The 10,579-nt window shown below is 57.0% G+C and carries 8 protein-coding genes; 2 read left to right on the top strand and 6 right to left on the bottom strand.

The window, feature by feature from the left end:
* The first annotated feature begins 580 nt into the window (after nucleotides 1-580).
* Nucleotides 581-1,741, top strand: coding sequence for a DUF6035 family protein (locus AB5Y67_RS12060; RefSeq protein ID WP_199427739.1), 1,161 nt, complete (start codon nucleotides 581-583; stop codon nucleotides 1,739-1,741).
* Between the two features lie 59 nt (nucleotides 1,742-1,800).
* Here the strand turns inward: AB5Y67_RS12060 and parC are convergent, their stop codons facing one another.
* The 6 genes from parC to nudF form a co-directional block, all read right to left on the bottom strand.
* Nucleotides 1,801-4,095, bottom strand: a complete 2,295-nt coding sequence (gene parC / locus AB5Y67_RS12055) for a DNA topoisomerase IV subunit A (RefSeq protein ID WP_368207808.1) — start codon at nucleotides 4,093-4,095, stop codon at nucleotides 1,801-1,803.
* Between the two features lie 83 nt (nucleotides 4,096-4,178).
* Nucleotides 4,179-6,089: a DNA topoisomerase IV subunit B gene (gene parE / locus AB5Y67_RS12050; protein WP_201948020.1), complete on the bottom strand. Its 1,911-nt coding sequence runs from the start codon at nucleotides 6,087-6,089 to the stop codon at nucleotides 4,179-4,181.
* A 132-nt stretch (nucleotides 6,090-6,221) separates the two neighbouring features.
* Nucleotides 6,222-6,809: a YqiA/YcfP family alpha/beta fold hydrolase gene (locus AB5Y67_RS12045; RefSeq protein ID WP_199427736.1), complete on the bottom strand. Its 588-nt coding sequence runs from the start codon at nucleotides 6,807-6,809 to the stop codon at nucleotides 6,222-6,224.
* A 12-nt stretch (nucleotides 6,810-6,821) separates the two neighbouring features.
* The gene (gene cpdA, locus AB5Y67_RS12040) at nucleotides 6,822-7,640 is read right to left on the bottom strand and encodes a 3',5'-cyclic-AMP phosphodiesterase (protein WP_041202814.1); all 819 of its coding nucleotides are present in this window, start codon (nucleotides 7,638-7,640) and stop codon (nucleotides 6,822-6,824) included.
* 22 nt (nucleotides 7,641-7,662) lie between these two features.
* Nucleotides 7,663-8,112: a DUF1249 domain-containing protein gene (locus AB5Y67_RS12035; RefSeq protein ID WP_042052480.1), complete on the bottom strand. Its 450-nt coding sequence runs from the start codon at nucleotides 8,110-8,112 to the stop codon at nucleotides 7,663-7,665.
* A 108-nt stretch (nucleotides 8,113-8,220) separates the two neighbouring features.
* Nucleotides 8,221-8,862 carry an ADP-ribose diphosphatase gene (gene nudF, locus AB5Y67_RS12030; RefSeq protein ID WP_064339350.1) on the bottom strand — a complete coding sequence of 214 codons (642 nt, stop codon included), beginning with the start codon at nucleotides 8,860-8,862 and terminating at the stop codon, nucleotides 8,221-8,223.
* Nucleotides 8,863-9,166: 304 nt separating this feature from the next.
* Here nudF and tolC point away from each other — a divergent pair, with 304 nt between their 5' ends.
* Nucleotides 9,167-10,486, top strand: a complete 1,320-nt coding sequence (gene tolC, locus AB5Y67_RS12025; RefSeq protein ID WP_075116024.1) for an outer membrane channel protein TolC — start codon at nucleotides 9,167-9,169, stop codon at nucleotides 10,484-10,486.
* The last annotated feature ends 93 nt before the right edge of the window (nucleotides 10,487-10,579 follow it).

The raw sequence follows: 10,579 nt of genomic DNA, 5'->3' as shown, positions 1-10,579 counted from the left end.
GGCCCCGCCATCATGGATGGCGGGGCCCTTCTCTTTTGGTGGGATGGATGGCTCATTTCAGGTTGCCCACCTGGCGCCTGTTGCGGCGTTTGCCCTATTGTCAGCTTCCCCTCACCCTAACCCTCTCCCAAAGGGAGAGGGGATCAGCACCCGCCACTCTGTAGCCGTAGCTGTCAGGCTTAGCTATCACGCCATACCACGGTCACTATCAATGGCTGCGATCTCTGCTCCCTTCTCCCACTCTTTGCCATAGATAAAGGGAGAAAGGTCGGTGATGAGGGGGAGCAAACCATCGACAAGCAGCAGAACGTTAAAACAGAGAGAGGTAGGGTCGATTAGCGAAGCGTAATCGTCCGCACCACAATCTCAGTGACTATGGATATAGAGAAGAGATCAGCTGGAACACCGGCAAAATTGTGGCAACTCGTTTTCGCGAACGTCTGATTACGCTTCGCTAATCAGACCTACGGCCCGACACAAAAAGCATAGAGCTTCATACAACGCCCTTCACAAGGTACACTGTTCAAAATTTAACATTGCTCATTTCTACTATTTTTCAGCAGTTTATGGAGGAACACTGATGAAACAGAGCACGATCAAAGAAATCTTTTCTCCTTCAGATGGGAAAATTTATTTTGTAAGAGATATTTTAGAACGCCCCCAGAAAGAACTCTTTGAGATGAGGCGAAAACTGAGGCCAAGAGTTGGTGAATTAGCCATGTTGTGTTCAACATGCTACCAACCTGTAATATTGGCGGGCCGTTCAGATCAAAGTTTCTACTTTAGGCATATTAAGGACTCTGATGACTGTCCAATCAAGACAACATCCCACCTTACTTTCGATGAAATAAGTGCAATGAAATATAATGGGCAAAAAGAAGGCCCCTTACATAGAATCAATAAACTGTTAATTGCCAAATTATTAGAGAGTGACCCCACTTTTAGTGGGGTAGAAGTGGAAAAAACTTTCCGAGAGGAAAATGTCACTGGAATTGCAAAAAAATGGCGTAGACCTGATGTTTCTGCAATCAATACCAAGCTTGGCGTAAGAGTTGCTTTTGAACTGCAAGTTTCCACAACATTTATCGATATAATAATAGCTCGCGAAGAGTTTTATAAAAACAGCGGAGCCTTTATCATATGGATTTTCTTGAATTTTGAAGAGAATAAATTCACTGAGCTAGATATTTTTTATGCAAACAAATCTAATGCTTTCATATTTGACAATGAAGCCAAAAATGCCAGCTCGGTTGCAGATAAACTGTTATTAAAATGCTATTACCACGAATATTATGCAGAAGAATTACAAGACACAGCCACAGTTTCAGTGCGAGCTGTTGATAGGCTGGTATCACTGGATGAGTTAACATATAACAAGGATACAGGGAAAATCTATTTTTTCGATTCAGATTTATCAGAAAAGAATGCACAAAACCAAGTCAAAATCATAAAAGAAAACAAAGCAAAAGAGAAACTGCTTCTTGAAAACCAAAAACGTGAAACGTCTAAAAAAGAAGTGACAAAAAATGATTTTTATAGCATTTACAACGAGAAATCAAATTCCACCAAAATCAACCAAATGAAACCTAGAAAAGGCTTATCGGAAAAGCTCTACAGTGAAATATCAACAACAAAGAAATTCGAAAAGCTTCGTTGTGAAAAATGTGGAAATACAGACGACTTCCGTAATAAAGCTTGCTTTATAATTTGCAATCATTGCAATGAAGACGTTAAATATTAACCAACGACCATTTACTTAATATTTAAATAGAAGGGCGCTTTCGCGCCCTTCTATATTAATTACCCTTCCTGATTTTCCCCGGCTACCGGTTCGGTTCCGGCTGCGGGTTCAATCTCGATACGATCGACCCGCTGCAAACCGCGGGGCAACTTGGCGCCGCGGCGGCCACGCTCGCCGCGGTAGTAGTCAAGATCAGATGGCTTAAGAGTGAGCTTGCGCTTGCCGGCAAATAGGGTGACCGACTGGCCCTGCGGAATGACGGCGGCCATCACCACAAACTCTTCCCGCGCCTTCACCCGAGCCGACGGAATGCTGATGAGCTTGTTGCCCTTGCCTTTGCCGAGTACCGGCAGGGTGTTGAGCGGGAACAGCAGCATGCGCCCTTCGTTGGAGATGGCCATGCAGAGATCGGTCTCCGGCGAGCCGATCTTCTGGGGTGCCATCACCTGCCCCCCTTCCGGCACGGTGAGCAGCGCCTTGCCGTTCTTGTTCTTACCGATCAGGTCGTCATAGGTGCAGACAAAGCCGTAACCGGCGTCGCTCGCGATCAGATACGGCTCGCCCTCGTTGCCCATCACCAGATGACGCACCTCTTCACCGGCACCCAGCGCAAAGCGGCCGGTGAGCGGCTCGCCTTGACTGCGGGCGGAGGGCAGAGTGTGCGCCTCCAGCGAGTAGGTGCGGCCAAAGCTCGACAGGAACACCGCCTGCTGGTTGCTGCGGCCAAAGGCGTGGGTGAGGTAGTTGTCCCCTGCCTTGTAGGAGAGCCCCTCGACATCCACGTCGTGGCCCTTGGCGGCGCGCACCCACCCCTTGTCGGAGAGGATGACGGTGACCGGTTCGCTCGGCACCAGCTCTTTCTCGGTCAGCGCCACGGCGGTGGCACGCTCCACCAGCGGGGTGCGGCGATCGTCGCCGTACTTCTCGGCATCGGCCAGCAGCTCTTTCTTGAGCAGGGTGTTGAGGCGACGCTCGGAGCCCAGAATAAGCTCCAGCTTGTCGCGCTCTTCGGCCAGTTCATTCTGTTCGGCGCGCAGCTTGAACTCTTCGAGCTTGGCCAGATGGCGCAGTTTCAGCTCGAGGATCGCTTCGGCCTGGGTCTCGGTAATGTTGAAGCGCTCCACCATCACCTTGCCCGGCTCATCCTCGGTGCGGATGATCTCGATCACCTCGTCGATGTTGAGGTAGGCAATCAGCAAGCCTTCGAGGATGTGCAGGCGAGCCAGCACCTTGTCGAGGCGGAACTGCAGACGGCGACGCACGGTCTCGCGGCGGAACTGGATCCACTCGCTGAGGATGGTCTTGAGGCACTTCACCTGCGGCCGGTTGTCGAGGCCGAGGATGTTGAGGTTGACCCGGTAGTTCTTCTCCAGATCCGTGGTGGCGAACAGGTGGGCCATCAGCCCCTCCACGTCCACCCGGTTGGAGCGCGGCACGATCACCAGACGGGTCGGGTTTTCGTGGTCAGATTCATCGCGCAGATCGGTGACCATCGGCAGCTTTTTCGCCACCATCTGGGCGGCGATCTGCTCCATGATCTTGGCGCCGGAGGCCTGATGGGGCAGCGCAGTGATGACGATGTCGCCATCCTCCTCGCTCCAGACCGCCCGCTGCTTGATGGAGCCCTTGCCGGTCTCGTAGATTTTGCGGATATCGTCGCGCGGGGTGATGATCTCGGCGTTGGTCGGGTAGTCCGGCCCCTGAATGTGCTGCATCAACACATCCAGCCCCGTATTGGGGTTGTCGAGCAGCTCGGCACAGGCGTAGGCCACTTCCCGCGCGTTGTGGGGCGGGATGTCGGTCGCCATCCCCACCGCAATACCGGTCACCCCGTTGAGCAGGATGTGTGGCAGGCGGGCGGGCAGCACCACCGGCTCCTTCATGGTGCCGTCGAAGTTCGGCGTCCACTCCACCGTGCCTTGGCCCAATTCAGAGAGCAGCAGCTCGGAGAAGCGCGACAGACGCGCCTCGGTATAACGCATGGCAGCGAAGGATTTGGGATCGTCCGGCGCACCCCAGTTACCCTGACCGTCCACCAGCGGGTAGCGGTAGGAGAAGGGCTGGGCCATCAGCACCATGGCTTCATAACAGGCGATGTCGCCGTGGGGGTGGTACTTACCCAGCACGTCACCCACGGTACGGGCGGACTTCTTGTGCTTGGAGAGGGCCGACAACCCCAACTCGCTCATGGCGTAGATGATGCGCCGCTGCACCGGTTTGAGGCCATCGCCAATATGCGGCAAGGCCCGATCCATGATGACGTACATGGAGTAGTTCAAGTAAGCCTGTTCGGTAAAGGTGCGCATTGGCTGGCGCTCTACCCCGTCCAGACTGAGCTCGATAGCATCACTCATGTGATTTTCTCTTTCGGTTCGGGAGCCGCCACAGGGCGACTCCGGCTAAATGCTTGCCGGCCCTGTGCGGGCCAGCCGACGGCTTAAATGATGGCGAGGTTACCCTTCTCTTCCAACCATTCGCGGCGATCGCTCGCCCGCTTCTTGGCCAGCAGCATGTCCATCAGTTGTAGGGTCTCGTCAGCCGCATCCCCTTCGCTCTCTCCTGCCGGCTCCATGGTGAGCTGCACCAGACGGCGGGTGTTGGGATCCATGGTGGTTTCCCGCAGCTGTTTCGGGTTCATCTCACCCAGACCCTTGAATCGGGTCACCATCACCTTGCCCTTCTTCTTCTCGGCCTCGACCCGCTGCAACACGCCGTTCTTCTCGTCCTCGTCGAGGGCGTAGTAGACCTCTTTACCGATATCGATCCGGTAGAGGGGCGGCATGGCGACGTAAACGTGCCCCTTCTCCACCAGCGTGCGGAAGTGCTTCACAAACAGGGCGCAGAGCAGGGTGGCGATGTGCAGACCGTCCGAGTCCGCATCCGCGAGGATGCACACCTTGCCGTAGCGCAGGCCGCTGAGATCCTCGGAGTCGGGATCGAGCCCGATGGCGACCGAGATGTCGTGCACTTCTTGCGAGGCGAGCACCTGACCGGCCTCCACCTCCCAGGTGTTCAGTATCTTGCCGCGCAGCGGCATGATGGCCTGGAACTCGCGATCCCGCGCCTGCTTGGCACTGCCGCCCGCGGAGTCACCTTCCACCAGGAACAGCTCCCCCTGCATGGGGTCGGCGCAGTTACAGTCGGTCAGCTTGCCGGGCAGCGCCGGGCCCTGGGTAATCTTCTTGCGCACCACCGTCTTGGCGGCGCGCATCCGACGCTGGGCGCTGGAGATACAGATCTCGGCGATCTGCTCCGCCAGCTCGGTATTGCTGTTCAGATAGAGGCTGAAGGCATCCTTCACTACGCCGGAGACAAACGCAGAGCTCTGGCGGGAGGAGAGGCGCTCCTTGGTTTGGCCGGCGAACTGTGGATCCTGCATCTTGATGGAGAGGATGTAGGCACAGCGATCCCAGATATCTTCCGGGGTCAGCTTGACCCCGCGCGGCAGCAGGTTGCGGAACTCGCAGAACTCGCGCATGGCGTCGAGCAGCCCCTGACGCAGGCCGTTGACGTGAGTACCGCCCTGGGCGGTGGGGATGAGGTTCACATAGGATTCGGCGAGGCATTCGCCCCCTTCCGGCAACCAGCAGAGCGCCCAGTCCACCGCCGATTGTTCGGAGCTGAACGAGCCGATAAAGGGCTGCTCCGGCAGGCAGGTGTACTGCTTGACCGCATCGATCAGGTAATCCTTGAGGCCATCTTCGTAGCACCACTCCAGCTTGATGCCGGTGTTCTTGTCGAGGAACTTGATGGTGAGGCCGGGGCAAAGTACCGCCTTGGCTTTGAGCAGGTGCTCCAGCTTGGTGACCGAGAATTTGGGCGAATCGAAGTAGCTCGCCTGCGGCCAGAAGCGCACCCGGGTGCCGGTGTTGCGACGACCGCAGGTGCCGGTGATGGTCAGCTCCTGCACTTTCTCGCCACGCTCGAAGGCGATGTCATAGACCTGACCGTCGCGACGCACCGTCACCTCGACCCGATCGGAGAGGGCGTTTACGACCGAAATACCCACCCCGTGCAAACCGCCGGAGAACTGGTAGTTCTTGTTGGAGAATTTGCCGCCCGCGTGCAGCTTGCAGAGGATCAGCTCCACCCCGCTGACCCCCTCTTCCGGGTGGATATCGACCGGCATGCCGCGGCCGTCGTCGATCACTTCGAGGGACTGGTCTTCATGCAGGATCACCTCCAGATTGCGGGCGTGACCTGCCAGCGCTTCATCGACGCTGTTGTCGATAACCTCCTGGCCGAGGTGATTGGGCCGGGTGGTGTCGGTATACATGCCGGGGCGGCGACGCACCGGCTCAAGGCCATTGAGGACCTCAATGGCATCCGCATTGTATTGAGTAGACATGGAGGGCCTTGCGAATTGACGTTTGGAGGGAATCTTAACTGCTAGGCGGGGGTAGAACAAACTCCCCGCACCGAAAGCTTGATCTGGAGAAGAACAAGCAGGGCGAGACCGCCCTTATTGACTCAAACCTGACTATAACCCGAGGAAACGGATGATCTGGGCGGGGTAGCGCTCGAACGCCACAAAGGCGTGGTTGCCGCCGCACTCCAGCGAGAGGCGGGCAAAGCGGTATTCATCCAGCGCCTTGCGATAGTCGAGCACCTCATCCCCCTGCTGTTGCAGGATCCAGAGTCGCTCCGGCACCGTCACCGGTACCGCCAGTGCCCGCAGCTCATCCATATGTTCAGGCCGCAGTTCGTACTGCTCACCCGTATAGGGATTGGTCTGGGGGCCAAGGTAGTCACAGAGCAGCTCGTGCGGGCGCACCGCCGGATTGATCAGCGCCGCGCGGCAGCCGTACTGCTCGCTCACCCGGGTCGCCATAAAGCCGCCGAGGGAGCTGCCCACGGCGCCGAGTTTGAATTCACTACCATAACGACGCTGCAGATCGGCGATGGTCTGCTCGATAGCCGCCCAGGCCGCCGCTGGCGTATTGGGCTGGGCCGGAATGCTCACCTCGATATCCGGCCGATTGGCGGCCACCCAGGCAGCCATCTGCTGCGCCTTGGCGGAGCCCGGTGAGGAGTTGAAACCGTGCAGATAAAGGAGAACCGACTTCATGCAATGCTCTCCTCAATAACCGGTGGCGTTGGGGTCGGGCACAAACTGCCCCACCGGCAGGCGCCACACCTCACTGGCCACCCGCCCATCCGGATAGAGGGTGAGATAGCGCCAGCCCGGGCCGGATTCATCCAGCGCGAAGCCGTCGGATAGCGGTTTGAACTGAATGCAGGTGGAGGGGCTGGCAATCAGCCGCACCCCGCGGTGCACCTCGTCAAACTCCTGATGGACGTGACCGAACAGGATGGTCTTCTGCTGTGGATGACGGGCCAGCACGGCGAACAGGTCATCGGCATTCTTGAGATTGTGCTGATCCAGCCAGGCGCAGCCCACCGGTACCGCCTGATGGTGCAGGGTGATAAGGGCGTGGCGATCAGGATATTGACGCAGGGCACGGTCGAGAGCGGCCAGCTGGTGATCGCCAATCATGCCGTGGGGTTTGCCGCGCACCTGGGTGTCGAGCAGGATCACCTGCCAGTGGTCGCCCACCAGCTGTTTGGATTCGCTGATCCCGGCGGCATGGAGATATTCGGTCATCAGCGGGCTGTCATCGTGATTGCCCGGCAGCCAGTAGATGGGGCGGCCAAGGGGCGCCATCATGGAGGCGAAACGCTGATAGGATTCCGGACTGTGATCCTGCGACAGATCGCCGGTCGCCAGAATCACCTCGTAGGGGTGTTCATTGGCCTGCACCTGTTCCAGCACGGCGGCCAGACTCTCTGCGGTGCGCACAGCCAACAGCCGCCCTTCGGCACTCGCGAAGAGGTGGGTGTCGGTAATTTGCAACAGGCGCACACTGCCGTCCTGCGCCTGGGGGAGCTCTGTTTCCAAAATCACGCTTCTTTTTATTTGTTCAACTGGAGATATTGATCGGGCTGGTACCGTGTCTGAGACAAAATTTTAGCCATTCGGCCAGAAACAGATTTACCTGCTCCTTTTCGTCCCGCTGGTGCATCTTTTTATTGGGATAATCATAACGTGGTTGCAAACGGGAAATCTGTTGCGCTGCACACACTTCCGCCATCCGCACGTCATGATACAAACGAATCTCTATCTGAGCTTGTAAATATTCGGGCAATTCGGGGTTGTGCTGGCTCAGGATCACCTGATTGGTGAAGCGACTCTCGCCAATGATGGTGAGCTGGAACTGCAGATCGTTGCCGACCCGATAGCGGCGCTCGGCCCCGACTTCCCCATCTGGCGGCAGCAGTTTCATCAATGCCATGTAGTTGACCTCGCAAGTTCTCTGCAAAGACATCAAATCCGGCACATAACGTTTGGTCCGGGATTGAACTAACGGCATCGCAAAGCTCCATCAATCAACACCCGTGAGTAGTTGACCTCGCAGGTACGCTGCAAGGACATCAGATCAGGCACATAGCGCCTGCTCTGTTGCAGGGTCAGCGCCACCTCAGCGATCCGCCAGCCAGCGGGCGCGCAGCTCGCCATGGTTGAGGGCCAGCCACTGCAGGGCAATGACCGAGGCCGCATTGTCGATGCGCCCCTCTTTGAGCCAGGCATAGGCCTGTTCGCGGCTCACCACGTGCACCCGGATATCCTCACCTTCATCCGCCAGACCGTGCAGCCCCTCGGCCTTGCTGGCATCCACCTCGCCCACAAAGACCTCGATCCGCTCGGTGCTGCCGCCCGGGCTCACCAGATAGCTGATGGCATGCTCGCAGCGGGCCACCTCGATCCCGGCCTCTTCCACCGCTTCGCGGCGCACCACCGCCTCGGCACTCTCCCCTTCGTCGATGATGCCGGCCACCAGCTCCAGCAGCCAGGGGGTCGGGCTGGTCTCCATGGCGCCAATGCGGAACTGCTCCACCAGCACTATCTGGTCGCGTACCGGATCATAGGGAAGCAGTGCGGCAGCATGGCCCCGCTCGAACAGCTCGCGCACGATGGGTTGGTTCCAGCCGCCTGCAAATAACCGATGCTGCAAACGATAGACATTCACCTTGAAGAAGCCGTTATATCCAGCTGATTTTTCAATGATTTTTACATCATCGGCGGCGTAATGCCGATCTTGCGGCAAGGGTTGCTGCGACATCCGGGGCTCCCGTCAGCTTGACTTGTATCAGTTTGACCATAAAATCCGAGGAACATGAATGAACGTTCATTCACTCGGCGTGCCATGGTAATGAGGGGTGGATTTTAGCAGCCACAGACCATTTGGCTAGGCGCGCGGGGAGAAAACTGCGTCCGGTTCTTGACGTTCCCGTCACCGGACCTGAGACTCTTAGCATTAAATTTTGCTTATAGTAGAGTGATTAAGCTGCAATCAAGCTTGGTCGGTGACAATATTTGCCTCTCCAGCAACCAGTTTGGGTTACTACATAAGGTTAAAACGATCTATGAAAAGAACACTTTTGTCAGTCATGGTGTTGCTGGGCGTCAGTGCCGGTGCCCATGCCGAAAACCTGCTCGACATCTACCAGCAAGCCCAGATCAAAGACCCGCAGTTGCTGCAGTCCAAAGCCGTTCGCGACCAGGCCTTCGAGAAGATCAACGAATCCCGTGCCCCTCTGCTGCCCCAGATCGATCTGGGTGCCGGGCTCAATTATCTGCAAAACAAGAACGATACCCAGAGCAATACCAACGCCAAGGGTGAGGTGACGCTGTCGCAATCCCTCTATCGTCGCAGTAACTGGGTCAATCTGGATATCAGCGAGAAGCAGGCTACCCAGTCAGATGTCGCCTACAACCTCGAGATCCAGAACCTGATGGTGCGCACCGCCAAAGCCTACTTTGATGTGCTCAAGGCGATGGATACCCTGGAATTCGTTCGTGCCAACAAGGTTGCGGTAGAGCGTCAGCTGGAGCAAACCCAGCAGCGTTTCGAAGTGGGCCTGACCGCCATCACCGACGTCCATGAAGCAGAAGCCTCCCGTGACCAGGCGCTGGCCGACGAGATCAATGCAGAAAACTCGCTGGACAACAGCTACGAGACCCTGCGCGAGCTGACCGGTATCGATCACCGCAATCTGGATGTGCTGAACACCGATCGTTTCAGCCCGCAAAAGACCGCCTTCGGCTCCGACAAGTGGCTGGAGCTGGCGCTGGACAAAAACCTGCAACTGCACAGTGCCCGCATCAGCAAGGACATTGCCAAGGAGCAGATCGATCTGGCCAAAACCGGCCATGAGCCGACGCTGGATCTGGGTGCCGGACTGCAAACCAGCAATACCGATTACAAGCTGGATAGCATTCAGGGCGGCAATGATAATCAGGCCAATATCGGTCTGACCTTCAAGCTGCCCATCTACAGCGGTGGCGCCACCAGCTCCAAGGTGAAGCAGGCTCAATACAACTACGTAGCGGCCAGCGAACTGCTGGAGAAGAACTTCCGCTCGGTGCAGAGCACAGTGCGCTCCTCCTACAACAACGTGAACGCCAGTATCGGCTCGGTTCGTGCCTACAGCCAGTCCGTGGTCTCCGCCGACAGCGCCCTGAAGGCGACCGAAGCCGGTTACGAAGTGGGTACCCGTACCATCGTCGACGTGCTGGACTCCACTCGCAAGCTGTACGAGGCCAAGCAGAAGCTCTCCGAAGCCCGTTACAACTACATTCTCAATATCCTGAGCCTGAAACAGGCTGCCGGTATTCTGGAAGCGCAGGACCTGGTGGAAGTGAACCAGGGTCTGATGCCAGCCACGGCAAAAGCCAAGGGCTGATAGCCGCTATCGGACATGAAAAAGGCGACCGCAAGGTCGCCTTTTTGTTATCCGTATTTCTGTCGGCTTGCTACCGCCGATAGAGAGCCCCGC

The organism is Aeromonas sp. s12 (assembly GCF_040907925.1).
Taxonomy (GTDB): Bacteria; Pseudomonadota; Gammaproteobacteria; order Enterobacterales; family Aeromonadaceae; genus Aeromonas; species Aeromonas veronii.
Note: the sequence above shows the minus strand (reverse complement) of the source record. Positions and strands in the feature narration are given on the sequence as shown.